The organism is Paenibacillus sp. FSL E2-0178 (assembly GCF_038593005.1).
GTDB lineage: Bacteria > Bacillota > Bacilli > Paenibacillales > Paenibacillaceae > Paenibacillus_AQ > Paenibacillus_AQ phytohabitans.
Map to the genome: position 1 here is coordinate 5,561,864 of NZ_CP151953.1, position 25,256 is coordinate 5,587,119.

The 25,256-nt window shown below is 52.5% G+C and carries 23 protein-coding genes and 1 other annotated feature; of the genes, 17 read left to right on the forward strand and 6 right to left on the reverse strand.

Translation table 11 applies throughout. The features are described 5' to 3' along the window. The first annotated feature begins 113 nt into the window (after positions 1 to 113). The gene (locus MHI42_RS24380; RefSeq protein ID WP_342420890.1) at positions 114 to 1,817 is read left to right on the forward strand and encodes a peptidase G2 autoproteolytic cleavage domain-containing protein; all 1,704 of its coding nucleotides are present in this window, start codon (positions 114 to 116) and stop codon (positions 1,815 to 1,817) included. A gap of 78 nt (positions 1,818 to 1,895) precedes the next feature. Here MHI42_RS24380 and MHI42_RS24385 read toward each other — a convergent pair whose 3' ends face one another. Beyond that, positions 1,896 to 2,057: a hypothetical protein gene (locus MHI42_RS24385; protein ID WP_218918868.1), complete on the reverse strand. Its 162-nt coding sequence runs from the start codon at positions 2,055 to 2,057 to the stop codon at positions 1,896 to 1,898. A 166-nt stretch (positions 2,058 to 2,223) separates the two neighbouring features. Here MHI42_RS24385 and MHI42_RS24390 point away from each other — a divergent pair, with 166 nt between their 5' ends. The 3 genes from MHI42_RS24390 (at position 2,224) to arsC (ending at position 4,404) form a co-directional block, all read left to right on the forward strand. Then, positions 2,224 to 2,550 (forward strand): metalloregulator ArsR/SmtB family transcription factor, encoded by a 327-nt coding sequence (locus MHI42_RS24390; RefSeq protein WP_039300660.1) that lies wholly within the window; start codon positions 2,224 to 2,226, stop codon positions 2,548 to 2,550. Between the two features lie 119 nt (positions 2,551 to 2,669). Beyond that, entirely contained in the window at positions 2,670 to 3,959 is a 1,290-nt protein-coding gene (locus tag MHI42_RS24395; RefSeq protein ID WP_171717554.1) for an arsenic transporter, read from the forward strand. 25 nt (positions 3,960 to 3,984) lie between these two features. Beyond that, complete coding sequence (gene arsC / locus MHI42_RS24400; RefSeq protein ID WP_342420891.1) at positions 3,985 to 4,404, forward strand: arsenate reductase (thioredoxin); 420 nt, start codon at positions 3,985 to 3,987, stop codon at positions 4,402 to 4,404. A gap of 440 nt (positions 4,405 to 4,844) precedes the next feature. Here arsC and MHI42_RS24405 read toward each other — a convergent pair whose 3' ends face one another. Next, positions 4,845 to 6,074, reverse strand: a complete 1,230-nt coding sequence (locus MHI42_RS24405; protein ID WP_342420892.1) for an oxalate decarboxylase family bicupin — start codon at positions 6,072 to 6,074, stop codon at positions 4,845 to 4,847. Between the two features lie 150 nt (positions 6,075 to 6,224). Between MHI42_RS24405 and MHI42_RS24410 the strand changes: the two genes are divergently transcribed. The 5 genes from MHI42_RS24410 (at position 6,225) to MHI42_RS24430 (ending at position 12,194) form a co-directional block, all read left to right on the forward strand. After that, the gene (locus tag MHI42_RS24410; protein ID WP_342420893.1) at positions 6,225 to 7,781 is read left to right on the forward strand and encodes a tetratricopeptide repeat protein; all 1,557 of its coding nucleotides are present in this window, start codon (positions 6,225 to 6,227) and stop codon (positions 7,779 to 7,781) included. 82 nt (positions 7,782 to 7,863) lie between these two features. After that, positions 7,864 to 8,126: a binding site (T-box leader), on the forward strand. A 77-nt stretch (positions 8,127 to 8,203) separates the two neighbouring features. Further along, the gene (locus MHI42_RS24415; protein ID WP_342420894.1) at positions 8,204 to 9,907 is read left to right on the forward strand and encodes a glutamine--tRNA ligase/YqeY domain fusion protein; all 1,704 of its coding nucleotides are present in this window, start codon (positions 8,204 to 8,206) and stop codon (positions 9,905 to 9,907) included. A gap of 74 nt (positions 9,908 to 9,981) precedes the next feature. Further along, positions 9,982 to 10,185, forward strand: a complete 204-nt coding sequence (locus MHI42_RS24420) for a hypothetical protein (protein ID WP_342420895.1) — start codon at positions 9,982 to 9,984, stop codon at positions 10,183 to 10,185. A 411-nt stretch (positions 10,186 to 10,596) separates the two neighbouring features. Beyond that, entirely contained in the window at positions 10,597 to 11,892 is a 1,296-nt protein-coding gene (locus MHI42_RS24425; RefSeq protein WP_042141703.1) for an Nramp family divalent metal transporter, read from the forward strand. 32 nt (positions 11,893 to 11,924) lie between these two features. After that, positions 11,925 to 12,194 carry a hypothetical protein gene (locus tag MHI42_RS24430; RefSeq protein ID WP_342420896.1) on the forward strand — a complete coding sequence of 90 codons (270 nt, stop codon included), beginning with the start codon at positions 11,925 to 11,927 and terminating at the stop codon, positions 12,192 to 12,194. Between the two features lie 304 nt (positions 12,195 to 12,498). On the opposite strand, the gene MHI42_RS24435 is transcribed toward MHI42_RS24430, so the two are convergent. The 3 genes from MHI42_RS24435 to MHI42_RS24445 all read right to left on the reverse strand — a co-directional run bounded on the left by MHI42_RS24435 (position 12,499) and on the right by MHI42_RS24445 (position 15,657). Beyond that, complete coding sequence (locus MHI42_RS24435; RefSeq protein ID WP_171717561.1) at positions 12,499 to 13,815, reverse strand: extracellular solute-binding protein; 1,317 nt, start codon at positions 13,813 to 13,815, stop codon at positions 12,499 to 12,501. Positions 13,816 to 13,930: 115 nt separating this feature from the next. Next, complete coding sequence (locus MHI42_RS24440) at positions 13,931 to 14,767, reverse strand: carbohydrate ABC transporter permease (protein WP_039300683.1); 837 nt, start codon at positions 14,765 to 14,767, stop codon at positions 13,931 to 13,933. After that, positions 14,767 to 15,657 carry a sugar ABC transporter permease gene (locus MHI42_RS24445; RefSeq protein WP_039300685.1) on the reverse strand — a complete coding sequence of 297 codons (891 nt, stop codon included), beginning with the start codon at positions 15,655 to 15,657 and terminating at the stop codon, positions 14,767 to 14,769. The genes MHI42_RS24440 and MHI42_RS24445 overlap by 1 nt, the downstream gene beginning before the upstream one ends. A 191-nt stretch (positions 15,658 to 15,848) precedes the next feature. Between MHI42_RS24445 and MHI42_RS24450 the strand changes: the two genes are divergently transcribed. The 3 genes from MHI42_RS24450 (at position 15,849) to MHI42_RS24460 (ending at position 20,434) form a co-directional block, all read left to right on the forward strand. Further along, the gene (locus tag MHI42_RS24450) at positions 15,849 to 17,672 is read left to right on the forward strand and encodes a sensor histidine kinase (protein ID WP_342420897.1); all 1,824 of its coding nucleotides are present in this window, start codon (positions 15,849 to 15,851) and stop codon (positions 17,670 to 17,672) included. 78 nt (positions 17,673 to 17,750) lie between these two features. Beyond that, positions 17,751 to 19,331, forward strand: coding sequence for a response regulator (locus MHI42_RS24455; protein ID WP_342420898.1), 1,581 nt, complete (start codon positions 17,751 to 17,753; stop codon positions 19,329 to 19,331). 101 nt (positions 19,332 to 19,432) lie between these two features. Further along, on the forward strand, positions 19,433 to 20,434 hold the full coding sequence (locus tag MHI42_RS24460) for an HD-GYP domain-containing protein (RefSeq protein WP_171717564.1): 1,002 nt from the start codon (positions 19,433 to 19,435) through the stop codon (positions 20,432 to 20,434). Between the two features lie 17 nt (positions 20,435 to 20,451). Here MHI42_RS24460 and MHI42_RS24465 read toward each other — a convergent pair whose 3' ends face one another. Further along, positions 20,452 to 21,597 carry an N-acetylmuramoyl-L-alanine amidase gene (locus MHI42_RS24465; protein WP_342420899.1) on the reverse strand — a complete coding sequence of 382 codons (1,146 nt, stop codon included), beginning with the start codon at positions 21,595 to 21,597 and terminating at the stop codon, positions 20,452 to 20,454. Between the two features lie 224 nt (positions 21,598 to 21,821). Between MHI42_RS24465 and MHI42_RS24470 the strand changes: the two genes are divergently transcribed. The 5 genes from MHI42_RS24470 (at position 21,822) to MHI42_RS24490 (ending at position 25,181) form a co-directional block, all read left to right on the forward strand. Continuing rightward, entirely contained in the window at positions 21,822 to 22,823 is a 1,002-nt protein-coding gene (locus tag MHI42_RS24470) for a TIR domain-containing protein (RefSeq protein WP_342420900.1), read from the forward strand. A 4-nt stretch (positions 22,824 to 22,827) separates the two neighbouring features. After that, positions 22,828 to 23,055, forward strand: coding sequence for a hypothetical protein (locus tag MHI42_RS24475; RefSeq protein ID WP_052422117.1), 228 nt, complete (start codon positions 22,828 to 22,830; stop codon positions 23,053 to 23,055). A gap of 868 nt (positions 23,056 to 23,923) precedes the next feature. Next, positions 23,924 to 24,262, forward strand: a complete 339-nt coding sequence (locus MHI42_RS24480; protein WP_039310863.1) for a helix-turn-helix domain-containing protein — start codon at positions 23,924 to 23,926, stop codon at positions 24,260 to 24,262. Between the two features lie 35 nt (positions 24,263 to 24,297). Further along, positions 24,298 to 24,885, forward strand: a complete 588-nt coding sequence (locus tag MHI42_RS24485; protein ID WP_342420901.1) for a DDE-type integrase/transposase/recombinase — start codon at positions 24,298 to 24,300, stop codon at positions 24,883 to 24,885. Next, on the forward strand, positions 24,777 to 25,181 hold the full coding sequence (locus tag MHI42_RS24490) for an integrase core domain-containing protein (RefSeq protein WP_342420902.1): 405 nt from the start codon (positions 24,777 to 24,779) through the stop codon (positions 25,179 to 25,181). The genes MHI42_RS24485 and MHI42_RS24490 overlap by 109 nt, the downstream gene beginning before the upstream one ends. Positions 25,182 to 25,256: the final 75 nt, after the last annotated feature.

A 25,256-nucleotide genomic window follows, 5' to 3' on the forward strand; every position in this document is an offset into this window, starting at 1 on the left:
TTAGTAAGTGAAATTTACGATGGAAATTGATCTATAACTTGGCCACGTTCGCCGTTACCGCCGCTCGTCCGCAGACATAAATATATTGTAATACGAAGAAAGCGGTGATCAGGATGGGAAGCGGAGTAGGGAATACGGCGAGCGGCTTTGCTGCGCATGCCGAGGGTCTCAATACAACAGCAAGCGGTGCAGCCGCTCATTCTGAAGGGTTCTCTACACTTGCCAGCGGAGATACCTCGCATGCAGAAGGCAATACTACTATTGCCAGCGGAAGCGCATCACATGCGGAGGGCTATCTCTCCCAGGCAACGAATGATACGGCGCATGCAGAAGGATCTTCTACCATCGCCAGCGGAGTGGCGGCGCATGCAGAAGGTTATTTAACCAACGCGCTGGGCGAAAGCTCACATGCGGAAGGCTCGACGACGCTGGCTGCCGGCCTTGAAGCCCACTCCGAAGGATTCGGCACACAGGCCTGGGGAGCGCGATCACATACGGAAGGCTTCAATACATCAACTCAGACGACAGCCATCAACGCCCATGCGGAGGGAGAGGGCAACTCAGCCAGCGGCAGGGCATCCCACGTTGAAGGCGGCGGTGTGGATGCGCAGGGGAATCCGGCCCCCAACTTTGCCAGTGGTTCCGGTTCACATGCCGAGGGAGTCGGAACCACGTCCATGGGCTTCGCCTCACATGCGGAGGGCGGCACTGCGGACATCACCCTAGCCGCCGGGCCCTCAGCTCTTGGCGACTTCTCGCATGCCGAGGGGCAGAATACAGTGGCCAGCGGTTCTTCTTCCCATGCCGAAGGATTAGCAACAACGGCCAGCGGCAATGTGGGTGCGCACGCTGAAGGGCAGAATACAACGGCCAGCGGAACAGCCTCGCACGCCGAGGGCTTCCAGACTACAGCCAGCGGAGCTTCCGGCCATGCCGAAGGGGCCAACACACAAGCCAGCGGCTCCTTTTCCCACGCCGAGGGGGTCGGTACACTGGCGAATGCGCCTTATGCGCATGCCGAAGGTGCGGATACTACTGCTTCCGGCCAGGCTTCCCATGCGGAAGGGTTCCAGACCCAGGCTTTTGCTCCGAACTCCCATGCCGAGGGGGAAGCGACGATTGTTCTCGCGGAGCATACAGGGGCCCATATCATGGGCCAGAACGGCTCAACGCGGTTTCCGTATTCGTGGCATTTGGCCAACGGGCTGGCGGTCGGCCCGACCTTTAATTCAGCGGTGATTGAAGGGCTTACGGGTAATATTTATCTGGATGGTACGCTGATGTCTCCAGGTGCCGCGGATTATGCAGAAATGTTCGAAACCTCGGACGGGCTCGCCATTGACGCAGGTTATTTCGTTACGTTTGATGGGGCCAGTGAAAGAATCCGTAAAGCCAAGGCAGGGGATGAATATATTCTCGGTGTCATCAGCGCCAGACCGGCTATCGTTGCCGATTCGAGTGACCTGCGCTGGAACGGTATGTTCGTAACCGATGAGTGGGACCGGATTCTGTATCACGAGGTAGAGGTCGCTGAGGTTAGAAATGAATACGGCGATATTGTCCGTGAGGCGGGTACGAAATCAGAACCGGTGCTTAACCCTGAATGGGATGGCTCCCTGGAATATGTTTCCCGCCAGGACAGGGAAGAATGGGTAGCTGTAGGGATCATCGGCAAGCTGCTTGTCCGTGATGACGGTACCTGTGTAGCCGGGGGCTACTGCCGCCCGGATGATAACGGAATGGCAACGGCAGCGGATACTGGTTACCGGGTAATGAAGCGTACGGGTGAACGTCAGATTCGCATTTTTGTGAAATAACCGGCCGGATCAGCGGCCCAGCCAAACAAAGCCAAGCGTACCGGGATGACTCCCGATCTGCTTGGCTGTTTGCTGTCCTTAGGATTTATCCTTTTTGACAGCAAGCTGTACGATCATAATGATGAGAACGAGCAATGCGATGAGCTGATCTGTACTCATGGTGGTCCGGCCTCCAATCCACTGGCAAGGATGGCTCTTCGGACCTGCATCTCCTCTCCAAGAAGCTGCTGCGTTCCCCATAATTTAGCCTATGAAGAGATAAATGCAGTTAGTACTTAAGGATATAAAATATTCAATAAAGCAAAGCAAAGCAATGCAATTAATCATTGGACTTTTCTCTTGTCCTTTTGATAAGACTGTTTTAGTATATAAGCATTGGCTTATATACTAAGGAGGCTGAACCGCGATGGATAAGCTTAACGAGGTGGCTGATGACCTGAAGCTTCTGGGGGACAAGACCCGCCTGATGATGCTTGGACTGCTGCAGGAGCGGGAATGGTGTGTCTGTGAGTTCGTCGAACTCTTTGAGATCTCGCAGCCGGCGATCAGCCAGCATCTGCGTAAACTGAAGGATAAGGGGATGGTGAAGGAGAGCAAACGCGGGCAGTGGGTGCATTACTCCCTGAATGTGGAGGGCAAGCCGCATATCACGGCCGTCCTGCATGGATTGCCGGATTCACATACTCTGCTGTCGTCATTGAATAAGACAGAGGTTACTGCCTGCTGCGACTGATATAATACTAGATCGATGAGAACGCCTGGAGGACAGGCTGGCGTTACTCTTATATATAAATTTATCTATTGGGGAGTGCTGCGGGAAATGTTGCTGCGGGTCAAACGGAGGGCGGGATTATGGTTGTCCTAGCCAGCCTTATTTTTGTTATTACTTTAATCTTTGTGATCTGGCAGCCGCGTAAGTTATCCATTGGCTGGTCAGCCTGCGGCGGAGCACTGCTGGCCCTGGCGGCAGGCGTGGTCAGCTTTGGGGATGTCCGCGATGTGACGATGATTGTGTGGAATGCCACGCTGGCTTTTGTAGCTATTATTCTGATTTCTTTGATCCTCGACCGTGTTGGATTCTTCGAATGGGCGGCACTGCATATGGCAGCGGCGGCACGCGGCAACGGTACGCTGATGTTCATCTATGTCATCCTGCTGGGCGCAGTGGTAGCGGCGTTGTTTGCCAATGACGGGGCGGCGCTGATCCTGACGCCGATTGTGCTGGCAATGGTCCGGGCGCTGAATTTTGATGAGAAAAAAGTGTTTCCCTTCATTATCGCCAGCGGCTTCATCGCCGACACGACTTCGCTGCCGCTGATCGTCAGCAATCTGGTCAATATTGTATCCGCCGATTTCTTCGGCATCAGCTTCACAGAATATGCAGGACGTATGCTGCTGCCTACGCTGTTCTCGCTCGCCGCCAGTATTCTGGTCTTATACCTGTTCTTCCGCAGAAGTATACCCAAAGTGTACGACACTGCCGGGATGAAGCTCCCGGAGGAGGCGATTAAGGACAAGCGCATGTTCCGGTTATCCTGGGGCGTGCTGGCGCTTCTGTTGGCCGGATATTTTGTCAGTGAATTTCTGAACATCCCGGTGTCAGTCGTGGCAGGTGTAATCGCGGTTTGCTTCCTGCTCATGGCCCGCCGGAGTCCCTACGTCAAGACGATGGAAGTGGTCAAAGGCGCGCCGTGGGCGATTGTCTTTTTCTCCATTGGCATGTATGTCGTGGTGTATGGCTTGCGCAATGCCGGACTGACCGATGTGCTTGCAGAGATGATCAGTGAGGTGGCGGAGCACGGTTTGTTCGCAGCAACGATGGGGATGGGCTTCCTCGCCGCGATCCTCTCCTCAGTGATGAATAATCTGCCGACGGTGCTGATTGGGGCGCTGGCCATTGATAACGCACAGGCGACAGGTCTCATTAAAGAGGCTCTGATCTACGCGAATGTCATCGGTTCAGACTTGGGTCCGAAGATTACGCCGATCGGCTCGCTCGCTACTCTGCTGTGGCTGCATGTGCTATCAGGCAAAGGTGTAAAGATCTCTTGGGGCACTTATTTCAAAACAGGAATTATCCTGACGATTCCGACGTTATTTATCACATTATTAGGTTTGTATCTGCAACTGAAGCTGTTCTAATCTAATCCTGAAGGAGAAATCAGACATGGGCAAAAAGACGATCTATTTCCTGTGCACGGGGAATTCGTGCCGGAGCCAAATGGCGGAGGGCTGGGCGAAACAATTTCTCGGGGACGCCTGGAATGTGTACAGTGCGGGAATTGAAGCCCACGGCTTAAATCCCAAGGCAGTACAGGCAATGAACGAGGTGGGGATCGATATTTCGGCCCAGACCTCGGATATTATTGATCCTTCGCTGCTTAACAGTGCTGATCTCGTAGTAACATTATGCGGGGATGCCGCCGATAAATGTCCGGTGACGCCTCCGCAGGTGCGGCGGGAGCACTGGGGATTCGATGATCCGGCCAAAGCGCAGGGCAGTGAGGAAGAGAAATGGGCGGTGTTCCAGCGGGTCCGTGATGCAGTCGGCGAGCGGATCAAGCGGTTTGCTGAGACCGGTGAGTAGAGGTTTCCTAGAATGAAATACAAACTAATGATTAAGAACAAAAAGCGGTGCAGACGGGTGTCTGACCGCTTTTTATGTTGTTCTATAAAGAATGCAGTTCGAACAATTGGATTTACCCATTAATTATAGGACGATCATTAAAATCTTGCAGAAAATACAACAATTTTCTCCGGATATTGCTTCTAAAGCAAGATTGTTGTATGAATTACAACATTTTAACTGCTTCAGCTTCGTAATGGAGGATAATGTTGTATTTTGTGCAATAATTCTCCCAAACAGCCGGATATTCGGATGATCAAGTTGCAGAATGTACAACATTAAGGCCGGTCTATACAGCTGAGCTTAAGGATTTTCACTTCAGCCGCTTGGTTGGGGTAAAGATAAGGCCATAGGGCAGACTGACCTGCCCAATCCAGTCTCAAACTGGGCAAAACCACGCGCTACTCCTTCTGCTTCCCGTGCCCCTGCCCAAGCTCATGCCCGTGCTCGTGTCCCTGATTCGGGTATTTCACCACAGGCCATTTCACTTTGCGCAGGGCATCCATCAGCTCTGGCCCCACATTCAGATTGCTGCTGACCAGTTCATGGGGAGTAAGCGCCATCCACTGGTTCAGGGAGACATCGGCGAACCGGTCGCTCCGGAACATTTCCAGGAACCAGAGCGTGTCTGTCCCGGTATTCTGAATATAATGTCCCTGGGCAAAAGGCACATAGCCGACATCTCCGGCTCTGACGTTAAATGTACGCGCTGCGCCGTCCCCGCCAAAGACCGTCATCCGGCCTTGCCCGGTCAGATAATACTGCCACTCGTCATTATTCGGATGCCAGTGCAGCTCCCGCATGCCGCCGGGCTCAATCTCCACCAGCGCGGCGGCAATATTCCGGGAGATGGGGAAATTGCCGGAGTCGACAATCCGCACACTGCCTCCAGGCGTCCGAAGCGGCGGCTGGGCCAGCAGCTGATGCTTGAAGCTCAGCGGAATCTCTCCATAAGGTGACTCCACCCTCTGACTCTCCAGGGGGCCGGGCACCTGATCCTGATATATATACACTTGTTCCTTCGGAATACATTCAAATGCAGATTCAGGTACGCCGAAGTTGGCGGACAGGACCTCGGGCGGCGTATGGGCGAACCAGTCGGAGATCGACAGGGTGTTCAGATCCGAGAAGCTTCCATCGTCAAACACAAGCAGGAACTCGCATCCCTCGGCCAGCCCCTGGATTGAATGCGGGATGCCCGGAGGGAAATACCACAGATCGCCCGGGCCGACATCGGCAATGAAGTTCCGGCCATTCTGGTCCACGGCGGTAATCCGGGCGCTGCCGAGCAGCATATAGGACCATTCCGCCTGCTGGTGCCAGTGCAGCTCGCGTACTCCGCCCGGGGTCAGGCTCATGTTCACTCCTGCAAGTGTGGTGGCGATAGGCAGCTCTCTGACGGTAACCTCCCGGGACCAGCCGCCGAAGTTCAGCTGCATATGGGCGTCGGAGAAAGAGAATTTCAGATTGGGGATCAGCCCGTTATCTGTAGAGGGCGGGACGAACATATCGGGATTCTCCCGGTCGCGCAGAATATCGCGGGGGCCGAGGTCGACATTGCCTGCACCGTCGCTGCGTATAGGCTGGGGGACGCTTGGCTTGCTTGAAAAACCGGATTCGGCAGGGTTCATGGCAGAAGCTCCTTTCTGGATTGCACAGCACTCCAAGAAATATATGCGCCAGTATGCCACTTATGAGTTGTGAAGGGCTGAGCGAAATGTGATAATATTTGACTACCGGACAAATTTCCGTACGATAATCAGAGAGCAGGGTTTGAACTAATGACAATAGACGGACAAGAACGCTACCGCTTCAGTGAAGCGCCAATATGGGAACTGCAGCGCAGGTATTATGAGCAGCTGGGACTGCAGGCTTGGGCGAATGACCAGGTCCCGCAGTACATTACAAGCAATCCGATGATCGGAACAGCGTATGCGGAGATGATCTTCGGATTTCTGCAGGACCGTGCAGAGAAGGGGCATACTACAGAACCGGTTATTATTCTGGAGCTTGGCGCAGGTGTGGGACGCCTGGCATTCCATGTCCTACAGCAGCTGTGTGAGCTGATCCAGTATGCCGGAGTGCTGCTGCCTCCTTTCCGCTACGTAATGAGCGATCTGCCCTGGAAGAACATTGAGGGCTGGCAGAAGCATGAAGGGCTGAAGCCTTTTGTGGAGCGGGGTATTCTTGATTTCGCCCGCTTTGATGCGGTGCAGGATACAGAGCTGTCCCTGACGCAGAGCGGAATGGTGATTAAGCCCGGCGGACTGCAGCAGCCGCTGATGGTGATCGCCAACTACTTCTTCGATAGTATTCAGCAGGAGCTTCTCTATATTGATGAAGGCAAGATTTATGAATGTGAGGTTTCGTTAAAATATCCCGAGCAGTCCGGCTCGATGAGCACGTCCGAAGTCCTGCGGGATCTGGTGCCGGAATATCATTACAAGCGGGCCGAAGGCTATGAGGACCCTTCATACAAGTACCATGAAGTAATTTCATTCTATCTGGACAAGCTGGAGGATTCGCATATCCTGTTCCCGGCTGCTGCCATTTCCTGTATGGAGCGGCTCGGGTCACTCTCTCAGGGGAGCTTCCTGCTGCTTACCGCAGATAAGGGCGACCATCGGCTGGAGAACTGGGAATTCGCCGAGCCGCCGAAGCTGATTCATCACGGCAGCATTTCCCTCACGGCAAATTATCATGCGCTGGTGCATTATTTTGAACGGAAGGGCGCCAAGTCGCAGTTCACGCAGCATCATTATAAGAATCTGAATGTCGGCTGCATTCTGATGCTTGAAGAGCCGATGCTCCATCCCCATACCCGTCTGGCCTACCGGCGGTTTGTAGAGCGGTTCGGCCCGGATGATTTCTTCAGCCTGAAGGTGTGGATCGATAAGAATTACGATACGATCGGCATGCAGCAGATCCTGGCCTTCTGGCGGCTGGGCGGATATGATGCCGAGCTGTTCATCCAGAGTGCGGAGCGTATCTCCGCTCTGCTGCCGGATGCCAGTGATGATGAGCTGCTGGACCTGCAGCGCGGGATTGACCTGATGTGGAAAGGCTTCTATCCGATGCCGCAGAAATATGATCTGGCGCTTGACTGCGGTCTGCTGCTGTTCGAAATGGAGCAGTACGGGGAGTCCCGCCGTTTCCTGGAACATTCGCTGGCGACCAGTGACGAGGAGCCGGTAATTACTGTATTGTACTGCCTGGCTATTTGCAGCTACGAGCAGGAAGATGACGAAGCGGCGCTGGATTACACGCGCAGATCGCTTCTGATTGAGCCGGAGCATGAGGAAGCTTTGGAGCTGTTGGCGGCGCTGAGTCAGGGGTAAGGTTGTCCCGCAGGCTGCTGCCGCCTACGGACATTGCTACACTTTACACCTTGCCTGTGATTTGTTATTCTGGATCAAATGATGAAACGCGATGACGAGAAGAGTAGGTCCATTCATTCCCTCACAGAGAGCTCCGGGTGGTGCGAAGGAGCAGGGAAGGCTGGACCGAAACAAGCCTCTGAGCGGTGCACCGGAACCGGCTATGGCCGGGGATGGTACAACAGGAGCTCCTGTTACAGAGCTAGAGTATAAGCCCTGCCTTGCCGGCAGCGCCGTACTTGATGAGATTAATATGGCGACATATTAATAAACCTGGGGTGGTACCGCGAGAATCTCGTCCCCAAGACTACAGTCTTGGAGGTGAGGTTCTTTTTTGTTGTCCCGTAAGGGCAGGTATCACCAATATACAGGAGGAGATCAGAATGACTGACGTTAATGTGAATGAGAGTAAACCGGCCGTTCCGGAGAATTATATGGATAAGCTGATCAGAGAAGACGTGGAGGGCGGAGTCTACAGCAGGGAGATCTGCACAAGGTTTCCGCCGGAGCCCAATGGTTATCTGCATATCGGCAGTGCTTTTGCCATCCACACGAATGTTGAGATTGCCCGTAAGAATGGCGGCAGATTCCATTTGCGCTTCGATGATACCAACCCGCTGAAAGAGGATATGGAGTATGTAAAAGCTATTACCGAGGACTTGGAATGGCTGGGCTGCAGCCCGGGAGAGCATATCTATTATGGCTCCGATTATTCGGAGGAAATCTGCCGCAGCGCAGAGGAGCTGATTCTTAAGGGGAAAGCTTATGTCTGCGACCTGACTCCGGAGGAAGTGACGTCCTACAGGGGGACATTAACCGAACCGGGTAAGGACAGTCCGTACCGGGAACGCTCGCCGGAAGAGAATTTGCGGCTGTTCCGGGAGATGCGTAATGGAGAATATCCTAACGGTGCAAAGGTGCTGCGGGCCAGAATCGACATGTCTTCGCCGAATATCAATCTGCGCGACCCGATACTCTACCGGATCATTCATGCGGAGCATTACCGCACGGGGGAGGCATGGTGCATCTATCCGATGTATGATTTTGCCCATCCGATTCAGGATGCCATTGAAGGGGTGACGCATTCGCTGTGCTCCATCGAGTTCAAGGATCACCGGCCACTGTATGAGTGGGTGCTTACGGAGCTGAATATTCCTGAACCCCCTAAGCAAAGGGAATTCGGCCGGGTGAATCTGACGGGAGTGGTCACGAGCAAACGTTATCTCCGGGCGCTGGTTGCCGGGAAGTATGTGGACGGCTGGGATGATCCGCGTTTGCCTACGCTCCGTGGACTGCGCAGACGCGGATTCACGCCGGAGAGCATTAAGGCTTTTGTCCGGGAGATCGGGATGGTCCGCAATACGGCGATGGTGGATTTCTCACTGCTGGAACACTGTGTAAGACAGGATCTTAAGGCGAAGGTGCCGGCTATCATGGCCGTGCTGAATCCGCTGAAGGTCGTGCTTACCAACTATGAAGCCGGGGCTTCTGAATTCCTTACCATTGAGTACAATAGTGAGAATCCCGCGCTCGGCACAAGGGACGTTCCGTTCTCCGGCGCACTCTATATCGAGCGGGAGGACTTCATGGAGGTACCCTCGAAGGGCTTCCGCAGACTGACGCTTGGCGGTGAAGTACGGCTGAAGGGCGGGTATTTCATCCGCTGCAACGAAGTGATTAAGGATAAGGAAACTGGCGAGATTGTCGAACTGCGCTGCACCTATGATCCGGATACGAGAAGCGGCAGTGGTTTTGACGGGCGGAAGGTTAAAGGAACCATCCATTGGGTGTCCGCCGAGCATGCGGTCAAAAGTGATGTGTACCTGTATGAGAAGCTGCTTGTAGACAATGAAGGACCGAAGGAGGAAGGGGAGACCTGGGAAGCGTACATCAACCCGGATTCTGCCACTTTGCTTAAGGATTGTCTGCTGGAGCCGCTTGCGGATAAACCACAGCCCGGGGATAAATTTCAATTCCTGCGCCACGGCTATTTCTGCGTCGACAGCAGGCACAGTTCTGACCATAGGCTGGTATTCAACAGAATCGTACCGCTGAAGGACACCTGGAAAGGGAAAGCAGAAAAATAAGCTTCAACACAGTTTCTCCACAAACGGCAGCTATACTAATGGCAGCACCTTGAATTCCGGAGGGAGGAAAAGCCTTGAACTGGTCCTGGTTAATCACACTGGTCTGTCCGCTGATGATGATCCTTATGATGTTCGGAATGCCCGGTATGCGCGGTATGCATGGACATGGAGGCCATTCGCGGAAGCAGGCGGATGTGGAGAAGCTGCAGCAGGAGCTGAATGAGCTGAAGCTACAGAATGAACAGATGCGCTCTGATATCCGCAGTATTACCTCTTAAGCAGTGGAGCACACTGGAATGCCCGGCGGGCGAGAGTCAGGATGAATTTCCTGGGGCTCGCCTGTTTTTTTGTTTTGGGCTTCCGCAAAGTGCCTGAGTAATCGTCGAAGCTACGGCCCTACTTTGTGGGGTTGTTTTATATTTTAACTGCTTAAATAACTCTGTGTTGTATTGGGTAATTACATAGGGATTGGAGCATCACTTTGCCGCAGGTTTGCACATAATATAATTTGGAGCAGCCGGGCGGATGCCGGAGTTCAGAATCAACCCATTGCTCGTATGAAAAATCCAATGAAAATACATTTACAATTCTCAATTAGCGGATTATAATGAAAACAAATCAAATGTTGCATCAGGGAAACTTTCGTGTATATAGACAACTTTTTCCGGGCAAGAGGAGGGATAGAAATGATGGAGCAAAACACAGCAGTAGAATCATCCCCTATACTAAAAGGACATACTAATAAACACTCGGCACAATCAGTGCTGAATGGAGATGTTAAAGGACTGAAGAGACTCCTTCCTTTTCTGGGTCCGGCTTTTATCGCTTCCGTAGCGTACCTGGACCCCGGCAATTTTGCCACTAATATTACAGCAGGCTCGAAATACGGATATTTGTTATTATGGGTTATTTTTGCCTCGAATCTGATGGCTGTCCTTATACAATCCTTATCCGCCAAGCTTGGCATTGCCACCGGCAAGAATCTGCCGGAGGTCGCACGGGAGAAATTCCCGAGAGGCGTGTCCATCTTCCTGTGGATTCAGAGTGAACTGGTCATTATCGCTACCGATCTGGCGGAATTTATCGGGGCAGCCCTTGGACTATACTTACTGTTCGGTATACCGATGCTGCCGGCTGCGCTGATTACCGCCGTTGGATCTTTCGCTATTCTGGAGCTCCAGCGGCGCGGCTACCGTACCCTGGAGGCCGGAATTGCCGGGATGGTAATGATTGTCGTTCTGGCTTTTGCATTCCAGGTCATTATGGCGAAGCCCGATGCGGGCAGTGTGGTTGCCGGAATGTTTACGCCAAGATTCGAAGGTGTGGACAGCATCCTGCTGGCTGCCGGGATTCTCGGCGCGACGGTTATGCCGCATGCGATTTATCTGCATTCCTCGCTGACCCAGAGCCGGGTCGTCGGGATCGATGAACGGGAGAAGAAACAGATCTTCCGGCTGGAATTCATCGATATTCTGATTGCAATGCTGATTGCCGGTGCCGTGAATATGGCCATGGTGGTTGTAGCTGCGGCGCTCTTTTTCAAGAATGGTCTGGTCGTTGAGGATTTGGATGTCGCCTTCGAGCAGTTCCGTAATCTGGCAGGACCGGTTACCGCCATCTCCTTCGGCCTCGGCCTCCTGATCGCAGGTCTGTCGAGCTCGTCGGTCGGCACAATGGCCGGTGATGTGGTCATGCAGGGCTTCATTAATAAAAAGATCAATCTCTACCTCCGGCGGGCGATTACAATCATCCCACCGCTGACCATCATCGCCTTCGGGATTAACGCGACAAGTGCACTGGTGATGAGCCAGGTCGTTCTCTCCTTCGGGATTGCCTTCGCCCTGATTCCGCTCGTGATCTTCACCAGCGACCGCTCGATCATGAAGGGGCTGGTAAACCACCGGATCACCACCATCCTCGGCTGGATTATCTCGGCTCTGGTAGTGTCGCTGAATTTGTTCCTGATTGTGGAGATGTTTGTGTAAGCTCTATAAGGAATTGAATATTTTACGTTAGAATGAACAGAGCAGCGATTCTCCTTGACTGGAGTGTTGCTGCTTTGTTTTATGACTTGAGCGCTTGGATGGACGCTGTGTTAACGGTGAAGCATCTTAATGCCTATTATGTTGTACGTATTACAACTTTGGCCCAGCAGTATCAGGGTATTCGCAAGGATTGTTGTACGATATACAGCAATTTTCCCGGAAAATCGCTTGTAGCAGGAGAAATGCTGCTTTTTATACAACATTTTTGGATTTTGGCCGAGTTAGGGAGGGGAATGTTGTAATATATGCAGGATTATTGGGTTAGGTCTTTAAGATTGCAGAAGCTCCCCCTCTTAAATAGCAGAGCGGACGGAATGATTGTGGAGAAGCGTAAGCGGTCGCCTTTGTGTCCGGATTTTAACCGTTGAGGTAAAAATAAAAAAATCTGGACACAACAGCGATTGGAACAACGTTCCGTTTGCGGAGCGTGCTCTAAAGTGCCAACGTAAATCCTGCTCAAAAACAAAAACAAAAACAAATACAAATACAAAAAAGAGGTGCCCAAGCCATTGTGGCTTTGAGGCACCTTTTGCTTTTTATTAATTCCTATTGCTTCACAATATCCTGCACAGCCTTATCCAGCTTCTCCAGCAGCTTATCACGGTCAAGCTGTCCGCCGAGATATTCCTGCATTGCAGCGCCGAAGCCCTGGGTTACGCCGTCAGGGAACATATCCCAGTTCCAGCCGAGGGCGGTAGCGGATTTCTCCTGCACGGCAACGGCAACCTGGCCGATGTCTGCCGCGTCAGCGGTGACGTTAGTTTCAGCCGGGATGAACTTGAATTCCTTGGTCAGATACTTCTGGCCGGTCTCTGAGCTTACGAGCCAGTTCAGGAAGGCTTTGGCTTCTTCCGGATGCTCGGATTTACTGTTCACCACATAGTTGTTAGGTACGCCTACCAGGATGGTACCTTCTTCGTCGCTGATCGGAAGCGGGAGGAGGCCCAGATTCAGGGCAGGATCGATTTTGTCGATATCGCCTTGTGTCCAGTTACCCTGCAGCATCATTGCGGCTTTGCCTGATGCGAACTCAGCAACCTGGGTAGCATAGTCGGTAGTCATCTTGTTATCCTGAGCGTTGTCGAAGATCACATCCACCAGATCCAGCCACTGCTCGAATACAGCGTTGCCTTTGATTGTCTGCGTGCCGGCTTTGACATCGTCGATGAACTGCTTCGGATCAGGCTGATGGGCCAAACCTACGTTCACAAGGTGAATTCCCATCGACCACCACTCATTCGTAGCTTCAAACGGTGTGATGCCGGCGGCTTTCAGCTTGGCGGCCGTATCTTTCAGCTGCGAGAGAGTCTTAGGCTCTTCCGTAATGCCGGCTTTGGCGAACAGATCCTTGTTGTAGATCAGTCCATAGCCTTCTACGTTCATTGGCATACCATAGAGCTTGCCGTCCACGGTTGCCGGAGTTTTGGAGGTTGGGATCAGACTCTCCGCCCAAGGCTCATTGCTCAAATCAGTGGCGCGGTCCATATAAGGTACGAGGGCAGTATAACCGCCGTTATTGAAAATTTCAGGTTCAGAGCCGGAAGCAATCTCCGCTTTGAGCAGCGCGCCGTAGTCTTCACCGCCGCCATGCGTTTCCACCTCGACCTTCACACCGGTTTCTTTCTCATATTCTTCGGCGAGTGCATTCAGCTGCTCGGCAATTTCAACCTTGAACTGGAACATTTTGATCGTAACATCCTTGGCAGGTGCCTTGGTTGCTTCCGGTGCTGTGGTTTCGGTTGACGTGTTAGGAGCATTGGTTGCGTTTCCATTGCCTGCGGAATTCGTATTGCCGCTATTCCCGCAACCTGCGATAATAAGTGTGCAAACGGTTGCGATAACGAACGCGAACTTTCTTTTCATAGAATAACCTCCCTGGTCTGTGGTTCCTGCAACTAGATCGTAATGCAAATGAGAGTGGACTTACACTTAATATTTTGCCGGGAAAAGTGGATATTGTTGCAAGGGGATCTCGCGATCATCCCTTAATGGAGCCTGTGGTTACACCTTCGACAATATAACGCTGCAGGGACAGGAAGAATATGAGGATAGGCGTAATCGCCATCACGAGACCCGCAAGGGCCAGATCCCACTTCTTGGTGTACTGCCCGAAGAACTTGGTCACGGCGACCGGCAGGGTCGTCAGATCCTTATTTCCCCCGATGACGAGCACCGGCAGCAGATAGTCATTCCAGATCCACAGCGTGTTAAGGATAATGACCGTTACAATAATCGGCATGAGCAGCGGGAACACAATTTTGAAGAATACGCCATACGGATTGGAGCCGTCCACCCGAGCCGCTTCCTCCAGCTCAAAAGGCACTGTCTTAATGAATCCATGGAACAGAAATACCGACAGCGGCATTCCGAAGCCGAGATAGCAGGCCACGATTCCGTATAATTCTCCGCGAAGCTCCAGAATACTGGTCACACGGACTAATTGCAACATCAGCGACTGGAACGGAATGATCATCGCCGAGACCAGCAGCAGGAAGACGAAGGAATTGAAGCGCGTCGGCTTCCGTACAATCTGATAGGCGGCCATCGAGCTGAACAGGACAATGAAGATTACGCTTAAGACAGTGATTTGCAGGGAACTGAAGAAGGCTTGCGGGAAGTCAATGGCATCCCAGACCTTGGAGTAATTATCCCAGTGGAACACCTGCGGCCAGGAAGCGGCGTCGATCAGGATGTCCTTCAGCCCCTTAACCGAATTGCTCAGTACCAGGTAGAAGGGGGATAAGAAAATAATGGCCAGAAGTATGGCGGCGATCTCCAGAATGAAGTTTCTGGGCCGGTATCTGCTGCTGTTCATTAGGCCGACACCTCTTTTCTTTTGGTAAGCCAGACCTGTGTAACCGTGATCAGTGAAACGGCGGCGAAGAAGAGCAGCGCTTTGGCTGTACCAAGGCCGTACCGGTTGTTGATCAGCGCTTCCGCATAAATGTTATAGGCCAGCGACTGGGTCGAGGTGCCCGGTCCGCCTTTGGTCAGCGACAGGTTGAGGTCGAACATTTTGAATGCGTTAGAGGTTGTCAGGAACAGGCAGATGGTGATTGCCGGCATGATCAGAGGTACATAGACACTCTTGAACAGCTGCGGGGCACGGGCGCCGTCAATCTTGGCCGCTTCGACCAGATCCTTAGGGATACCAGCCAGCGCCGCAATATAAATGACCATCATATACCCGGCAGTCTGCCAGACGAACACAATGACCAGACCCCAGAATCCTGTACTGGGCGTACCCAGCCAAGGCAGCTGGAAGAAGGAAATCCCGGTAAGCTCACCGATTGTGGCGAAGCCTTTGGTGAAGATGAACTGCCAGATGTAGCCGAGCAGAATGCCGCCGATTACATTGGGCATGAAGAAGATGGTGCGGAGCAGCTTCTTCGTCTTCAGCGTCGTCATCAGAATGAAGGCAAGCAGCAGCGCCAGTACGTTGGCGGCCACTACGGAGATCACGGTGAAGCGGAGCGTAAAGAGCAGAGACTCCCAGAACTTATCGTCGTTCGTAAAAATCCGTCTCCAGTTGGCCGCGCCGGTCCAGACCGCTTTGTCCAGATCGAGCCCGTTCCAGTCGGTGGAAGAATAGTAGAAGCCGAGGAAGAATGGGGTGACCACAATGGTCAGGAAAAAGAGCAGACAGGGGCCGAGAAATACGATTTGCTGTCCCCAGCCTCGTTGCAAGCGCAGAGCTTTTCTCATATGGAATCTCCTTTGTATAATATTTCTACGTGTTCACAGCTTCATTATAGAAAGCCCGGGCCATCGCCAACACTCAATTTGATGATGAGAAAAGTGGATTATATTGCAGCCGGGTTGCTTCCGGAGCGAGTTCTGCTGCAAGGTTATATCAGAGAAGCGGTTCTTCCGCAAAACGTTCAGGAGGTTCGCCCATGTTCAGAAACAGTATCCGGACGCGGCTGATGGCCTTAGTGCTGCTGGCGTCAGTGATTCCGTCAGGCATATCCGTTACCTTCTCCTATCTCTATACCAAGCAGTCGGTTACGGAGCAGTCCGTGAAGCAGAATACGAAGCTGCTGACGCTGGGGGAAGCGAATCTCAGCAGTTATTTCAGCGGCATGAATCAGCGGGCCATGTCGCTGTACAGCGGAATTAATGTTCCGAGCTCCTTCTACACCACACTGCTTACCGCCAAAAGCAATGAGCAGGCACCAGAAGGTACGGTTCTGCCGGATACCCGTGCGGTGATCTCCACCCAGCTATACAACTTGTTCCTCTCGGACCGCAATACCTTCCAGATCCATCTCTACGTCAGAGCGGCCCGGCAGTCTAATCTGCTGCTGGGCGGATTGTTCCGCCGGGAAGAGAATGCGGATTATGCAGAGGCAGAGCATCCTGAAGGGACATACCGTCCGTATATTGAGGTGACACATATGGATCATCAATACGGCGTAAAGTCCGGCTTCCCCAATCTGAAGCCGGGGAGCGTTCCGGTCTTCACTGCACATTTCCCCCTCTACCGTACGCCCAGCGACAGTGTACTGGCCGATCTGTCCATTGATTACACCCTGGAGGAGCTGGAGGGAATCGTCAAATCGATGTACAACTCGGACACGGAGCGTCTGTATGTGCTGAATGAGCAGGGGCAGGCTTTGTTCGCTTCCGATCCGGACTGGGTCGGCAAACAGGTGGAGACCGGATGGAGCCATCTTCCTGATGATAGTGACAGCGGGCATTTTACCTGGAAAAAGGACGGCTTCCAGGGCATTGTCATGTACAAGCATATCAAGGACCCGCTCTTCAGCGGCAGCATCATCAAGCTGGTGCCTTATGAGGATCTGTATGGTGATGCGAGGGTCATCACCCGGTTCAATATGGGGATCGGGCTGCTGTTTCTCCTGATCGGGGGAATCAGCGCGGTGCTCATCTCCATCGGCTTTACCCGGCCGATCAAGAAGCTGATCAACTTCACCCAGAAGGTGCAGATCGGCCAGCTGGATGCGCATATGGACGCCGAACGCGAGGATGAATTCGGCCTGCTGACCCGCAAAATCACCGGCATGACCCGGACCATCAATGACCTGATCGTCAAGGAATACCGCCTGGAGCTGGCGAACAAGACGAATCAGCTGAAGGCGCTGCAGGCTCAGGTCAATCCGCATTTTCTCTACAATGCCCTGCAGTCCATCGCCAGCTTATCCTTGCGCTATAATGCGCCGAAGGTGTATGATCTCATCTATTCCCTGGGCAGCATGATGCGTTACTCTATGAATACGGAACGGACGCAGGTGCCGCTGCGTGATGAAATTGAGCATGTGCAGAATTATGTGATTCTGCAGACGGAGCGGTTCGGCGAAGAGAATCTGCGCCTGGAGATTCATGCGGCGGAAGCAGCGCTGGAGACGGTCCTGCCCAAGATGATTCTCCAGCCGATCGTGGAGAATATCTTCAAGCACGGCTTCGCGGACGGAATCCGCGAAGCCGTCATCCGGATAGACTGCACGCTGGAGGGGCAGTCGCGGCTGGTTCTTGCCGTCAAGGATAACGGCAAGGGCATTAGCCCGGAACGGCTGGAGGAGATTACAGCCGGACTTAGAAGCAGCGGCCAATCGGAGAATGAAGAGATCGGCCTGTATAATGTGCTGGCCCGCCTGCGGCTGCAGTTCGGCAGCGAAGCCGAGATGCAGCTGCACAATGAAGAGGGCCAAGGGGTTACGGTTACCCTGATTATTCCGCTGGAGGGGCCCGGCGAATAATGTTTAACGCGATGAATTATGGATTATAGAGTGATGAATGAAGAAGGGTGCAGACATAACCTAAAGGAGCGGCTATACATGAAGGTGCTGATTGTAGATGATGAGAAGCATGTACGGGAGGCGATCCGTTATTTTGTTCCGTGGGACAAATATAATATCTCCGATATATATGAGGCTACCAACGGTCAGGAAGCGACCCTGATTATGCAGGAGCATCAGCCGGCGATCGTGTTCACGGATATGCGGATGCCGCTGATGGACGGAGCCGAGCTGCTGGAATGGCTGCATAAGCATTATCCGAATACGAAGACCATTGTCATCAGCGGGTATCAGGATTTCAATTACGTGAAGCCGGCGATTGTCTACGGCGGGACCGATTATCTGCTGAAGCCGCTGAACAGCAAGCAGCTGATTGCCTCGGCGGAGCATGCCTTTAAGCTGTGGATGGAGGAGGAGGCGGTGCGGAAGCAGTCGCAGCGCCAGAACATGCAGCTGAACGTACTGCGTCCGCTCTACTGGGACAAGGTGCTGTCCGATCTGGTCTACGGGCATGCCTCCTTTCAGGAGCTGAAGCTGGCGCTCTGCGAAGAGCTGGGGATGCCGATTGGAGCAGCCTCCTGCAGAGTGGCTGTCATCTCGATGCAAGGCGCGGACTGCCGTCTGCTGCAGAGATTTCATGGCGATGTGGCGCTGACGGCTTTTGTGCTGGCCAACGTCTGCAATGAAGTTATGGCACCGGACTACAGCGGTTATGCCTTCCGCAGCTGGCAGAGCGGTGGAGAGCTTGTGATTCTGCTGTGGAATGCTGTTCAACAGGCGGAGACGGTACTGAACGGAGTGAATGAATCGATCCGCCAGGCGTATGGCGTTCAGGTGGATATCGGGCTCAGCCTGCTGAACCCGTTGCCGGAGGGGCTGCAGCCTGCTTTTGCCCAGGCACGCCAAGGGCTGGAGGAACGGAATCTACTTCAGCGTGATGGACGGATACATCTCTGCAGAGCAGGCGGGAAGGAGAGTAGGCCTGAAGAAGACTACGCCATGGATGTGCAGCTGGACAAGCTTAGAATCGCGGTATTGTCGGGTGATCTGGAGCGGATGGAGCGGGTTGTGGAGGAATGGGCGCGGGAGCTTGCCGGGTTGCCGCTGCTTACAGAGAGCAGCTTTCTCCATCAGCAGGAGGAGATCCGTGCTGTTCTGAAGCGCTGGCGGCCGGAGGAGGAGATCAGCCTGGAGCTATGTTATGACTCACAGGGTCTGTTCTCGGTGGAGAACTGGGAGAGTCAGCTTAGGTCTCTGCTGCAGCGGCTCTCCAAAGGCAGCGCTCAGGCTCCGGATAGCAGACTTGTGCTGGAAATCAGAGAGTACCTGAACCGGAATTATGCGCAGGAGATGACGCTGCAGCATATTGCGGAACGCTTTTTCATCAGCAGGGAGAATGTCTCCCGCAAATTCAAGCAGATCACCGGGGAGAATCTGTCGGATTATTTAACGAGTCTCAGAGTGGATAAGGCGAAGACACTGCTGCAGAATACGAATTTGCGGCTATCGCAGATCGCGGAGCTGGTGGGCTATGAAGACGAGAAATATTTCAGCCGTGTCTTCAAGAAGTCCACTGGAGTAACCCCGCGGGAGTACCGTAAGCAGGAAGAGGAAGATTAAGAACGGCCTAACTTCCCTTTCAACATTTTCCAGCGAAAAACCGATAATAGCTATATGGGCAATTTATATATTGTTTCGGTTATCTGGGAGGGCTGGAAGGTATGGACAACTATCTGGGAAGAACGATTAAGAATGATCTGATCAATGCGTACGGAGTTACAGTTATTCCTGCCAAGAGCAAATTGAATGCAGAACATCTCGAACTCATCCGCAAACAAAGAATTGATGTGCTTGATATCATTTTTGTGGATGAACAGCAGGCTCCCTCTTATCGTCAAATGGCAAATAGTGTAGTAGATAGCTCCAAGGAAATGTTTGAATCCTACAGAATATCGCGGAAAATTCCCCTAGCGGATATCAGGAAGGATGTCGTTCCGGTAATACAGGAAATCTCGCGCAATCCTGATATTTTTGCTTTATTCAGTTCGGTCCAGGGCAGAGATGATTATACATACCAGCACAACGTTGGAGTCGGTGTACTGTCCACCCTAATCGGCAGATGGTTACATATGAGTGAAGCCGAGCTGTCCGTGCTGTCCCTGGCGGCAACCCTGCATGATATCGGCAAGCTGAAGATTCCCAATGAGATTCTGAACAAGCCCGGCAAGCTGACGGACGAAGAGTTCAATCTGGTGAAGAAACACACGATATACGGCTATGAGATGCTGAAGGAAACCACCGGGGCCAATTCGCGCATTACACTGGCGGCACTGCAGCATCATGAGAGGAACGACGGCAAGGGATATCCGCTGGGACTTAAGGATGAACAGATTGATTCCTATAGCAAAATTATAGCGGTTGCCGATATTTTTCATGCCATGTCCAGCAAACGCCCCTACCATGAGGCTATGCCTTTCCATGTGATTGTCGATCAGATGAGAAGAGGCAGCTTTGGCGCGCTGGACCCGCATATTGTTTCGGTTTTTCTGGAGAACATTGTGAAGCGGACTGTTGGCCGTGAGGTAATATTAACCGATGGCCGGGTCGGCGAGATCGTCTATCTGAATCCGCATGATATCGAAACACCGCTTATCCGCATTAACGATGAATATATTGACCTCAGCAAAATAAAAGAACTCAATATCCGGGAAATCACCATATAATTTCAGATGACTTCCTTTCAGTTTTTATAATAATCAGCCAGCCCCTCGGCGATAGCCTGTGCAGCCTTCCGCTGATAAGCGGCCTTGCGGACAATCGACTCGTCGTACGGATTGCTGAGGAACCCAAGCTCTATAAGGGCTGCGGGAAGCGGATTTTCCCTTAGAATATGATAGTTGCCGAAGGAGAGGCCGTTGCTACGGAGGCCGATTCCTGCGCCAAGCCGGGTTTCAATCGCCCGGGCCAGCCGGAGATCATTCTGCTCCGAATAGAAGAAGGTCAGCGTGCCGGAGACATTCTTCGGAGAGGAATTATAATGGATGCTGACAAAAGCGTCCGCCCCGAGCTGCTGCCCGAGCTGCACCCGCCGGGAGAGCGTTGGCTTCTGGTCTCCACGGGTACGGGTCAGCTCTACCCGGGCCCCTTTGGCGGTCAGGTAATCCCGGAGATATAGGGAGGTCTGCAGGGTAAGATCCTTCTCCATCGTGTCATAGGTCGTGCCGAGCATACCGGGGTCACTGCCCCCATGACCGGGATCGACGACAATCAGCTTGCCGCGGATGCTGCCGGATTTCCTTATTACACTGGTGTTCTGGGCATTTGAACTGGCAGTGCTTAAGTTCGGGACGCTTCCCCCGGCAAGGTACTGGGTGGATACCCAGCCGGTAGTTCCTCCGGCTGTACGGATTCTTGACCATCCGTCCTGGCGGAGCAGAATCGTAACGGCATTCCCGGACTGCAAAGAACCCACTACCTCATAGCTGGTTCCCGGTCCTCCCCGGATACGCAGGGAAGAGGCGGTGACAACAGCCGTTCCGCTGGAGGCGGAGGAGGTCTTAGCGGATGTGCTGGCGGATGAGACGGATGAGGTTCCTGCGGAGGCAGCTCCGCTGGTCCGCTTCAGATAATACCCCGCGACCCATCCGGATACAGATCCGGCCCGTACTTTGAGCCAGCCATGCTGCTCCTCTGTGACAGTAACTACGGCTCCATTAGCCAGCGAGCCGGTGATGGCTGCGCTTGCAGCAGGCTCACTGCGCACATTCAGGGAGTTCGCGTATACTTTGGCTGTGTAGGTATCTGCAGCATGGGCAGCAGAAGACGGCAGCGCATATGAAGTCAACAGACAGGCTGCCAGTACGGCGGTATGTAATATTCTTTTCATATAAAGCCTCTTTTCCCGGATAGATAAATTTCTATTACCCGTTTCATCGGCCGGAGAACAATGATTTATTAAAATTGAGGATAATTGTGATTCGTTTATTCATATAACAACGAGGATTTACACTACGTGGTCTCGCTGTTTAATATAACTGGCGGCCCTATTCCTTAGGGGGAAATGTCTGTATAATTATTACATATTGGGGAAACAGATAAAGGAGTGCCGCCGTGATCAGAGCTAGATTATTCATTGGATCCTCCAGAGAATCCATCCGCTACGCCAGGGCCATCCACGAGCAGCTGAAGCGGACCGCAGAAGTTCATCCTTGGTATGCTGCTGCTTTCCGGCCGAATGAATATACGATGGAGGCACTGGAGCGGAATCTGGATATCAGTGACTTTGCCGTATTCGTGTTCTCGCCTGATGATGTGGCCCGGATCAGGGGTAAATATTATTATGTAACCCGGGATAACACCCAGTTTGAAATGGGCTTGTTCTGGTCCAGATTACGGCGCGGCCGGGTCTTCTGCCTGCTGCCGGATCAGGTACCCTCCCGCAGCGATCTGATTCCGGGAGAGAATGTGGAAGAGTACCACCTGCTGTCCGATCTGTCCGGGCTGACGCCGCTGGAATACGAGTGGCAGCATGAGAATGCTACAGCTGCGGTGGATGTCAGCTGCGGTAAGATCATCGACAGCATTCAGGGACAGGGCATGTACCATGATCCGGCTGTTGAACTGCAGCAACTTAGAGCAGAGCTTAGGCGAAAAGAAAGTATCCTTCACTTCTTTTGGCAATATAATAATAATGTGACGCCTCCCCAGCCGGGTGAGAACTATCAGGCGCTCAGCGAAGCCGTCCGTAATTCATTCATACCTCCGGAGGATTGCCGGGTGATCGGAGCCGCCATGTGGCGGGCTGAAGAGGGGGAAGGCCTGAAACAGGTGGGCGGCAATGTTGGCCGCGGGCATATCTATCCGTTCTCGACCTCTGAAGACGGAGGCGGGAAACCGGGTGTGCTGGATGCTTTTTTGGCAAAGGAATGGACTTTTTTACAGCGTACGGAAGTTGCGGAGGTATATATCCTATGCTATCCTTTAGGGAAGAACCACGTGATTTCTGTACATTTCTCCGGAAGCGGGGGATTATCGGCAGAGGATCTTACAGCAGTGGTTGCCTATAACCGTGATTTGTTCCGTACCGTCAATCATCTAGTGGAAGGGGACTGACAGGATGAAGAATATGAAGAATGCAGTTAGTGTTTCTAGTAGCGTCCGCCGGTCTGAGGGCGGTAACGGTAACAGTGCGGGAGGCAAAGGCCGTTCCAGACGTAAATCCGGCACCAAGCTCTCTCCATCCGCGCTTAATGTATATTTAGCGCCTTCTCTGGAGGGCGGAGACGACGAGTACAAGAAGCTGGTCAGCGGCAAGGTTGATAATAACAAGCCATCATTCGCATAACGCATACTGAATACTGAATATTGAATATTGAATATTGAATATTGAATATTGAATATTGAATACAGAATACAGAATACAGAATACAGAATACTGAATACTGAATACTGCATCCATCGAGCATTGAGCAGGTCTCCGGCATGGCCGGGGGCCTTTTTTTGTTCTTTAATTGTTCTTTACGGGAATTATGAGATTTGTCTATGTAGATAAGGAGCGTAAGGTTATGGATAATTTCTTTGGAATTCGGGGCAGGAACGTCTGCAGGACGCAATAGTTCTTAAAGCAGGAATCCCTCTGCCCCGGCCGAAAGTGGGCGGTAGTGGGGGAATCTAAGGGATAAATCCCACTAATTCGGCTGGAAGTGGTGGTATGAGGAAATTAAAGGGATAAATCCCACTAATCCGGCCGGAAGTGGGCGATATGAGGAAGTTAAAGGGATAAATCCCACTAAATCGGCCGAAAGTGGGCGGTATGAGGAAATCAAAGGGATAAATCCCATTAAATCCGCCGAAAGTGGACGGTGTGAGGAAATTAAAGGGATAAATCCCACTAATTCGGCTAAAAGTGGGCGGTATGAGGAAATTAAAGGGATAAATCCCTTTGATCACGTCGGCTACGGGGCAAATGAGGAAATGAGGGGCATTAGTGCCCCTGAATTTACCGGGTACGGGCCAAAAGCGGAAATGAGGAGCATTAGTGCCCCTGAATTCAGCCGAATACGGGCCAAAAGCGGAAATGAGGAGCATTAGTGCCCCTGAATTCACCGAATGCGGGCCAAACGAGGAAATTAGGAGCACAAGCTCTTAAGCCCCCTAATCAAAGTGGAGACCTTGACATGTAAGAGGTACACTAAGAAGAGGGAGTGGAGCCGATGAGAAGCAACAAGTTATACGACGAACAGAGGATTAAGGTAGCCCAAGAAGCGATCAATGGAACCAAGGTTTCCTTCCTGGCCCGAAAGTATTCCGTCTCTCCCAGCACCATTGCCAATTGGGTGAAGTTCTACAAGGAACGATTTGGAGAAGAGGCTACGCCGTCCGTCCAAGAACGGATTGAAGATGCGGAGCGTGTCCAAGACTTGGAGACGAAGATGGAGACGGCCATTAAGCTACTGGGTGAAAAGGATCTGGAGATCGAACTGCTGCGTGAACTCTTAAAAAAAGCCAACCCCGCTTACAAGACAAACTCGAACTGGCCGACGAAGCGATAAAGCGGGGGTATTCGGATACACTTGTTCTACGTATCGTGGAGGTTCAACCCTCAACCTACTATGCGCATAAAAAACGTTTCCTGGGGCTTCTGAGTGCCCCTGATGCGGTAGTGACTTCGGGTCGTCCGATCCCCGCCTATTCCCTCACTACTGGCGGTCTGCGGGTGAGTGACCTACAGATCGAAGAGTGGCTGAGTGAGCTGGTAGAGGGCGAGGAGAACGGCTATGGCTACCGGAATTTGGCGTACGCCCTATCGGTCCAGCAGGGCTTAATCCTCAACCACAAGAAGGCATACCGGCTGTGCAAGAAGCTCGGGCTGCTTCAGAAGAAACCGGTGAGGAACGTAAAATACCCTCGGCAGCTGGCGCGGAATCGAGTGGTCACACGTCCCAACCAACTTTGGCAAATTGACATTAAATATGGATACATTAATGGCTACGACCGCTTCTTTTTTATGTTTGATGTGATTGATGTGTTTGATCGCTGTATCGTTGGTTACCACGTTGGAGCGAGTTGTACGGCGAAGCAAGTCTGTGCCACATTGAGGGAGGCTCTGGGCCGACGTTTACAGCCTGGAGACCCCTCACCGGTTATCGTTCCGATAATGGGCCGCAATTCCTAAGCGCTGCCTTTGGCGAGCTGTGTGCGGAAACGCAGCGTCCTCTGGAGCATGAGCGTATTCCTCCAAAGACGCCGAATATGAACGCCTACATTGAGTCGTTTCACAGCATTTTGGAGAGAGATTTGTATACGAAAAGGTACTTTGAAACGTTTGAAGAAGCCTATGAAGCGGTCGCAGTCTATATTAACTTTTACAACGAGCGCCGTTTTCATGGCAGTTTGCAGCGCATGAGCCCCAAGCAATACCACGCCGCATGGAAAGCGGGCAAGCTAAAACCGATAGAAATAAAGCTGTAAACAATATCCTGCGAAAACACGAGTTTTTAGCAGAATGTCTCCATAATTAGGGGGCCGAACCGCAAGCGCCCTTAA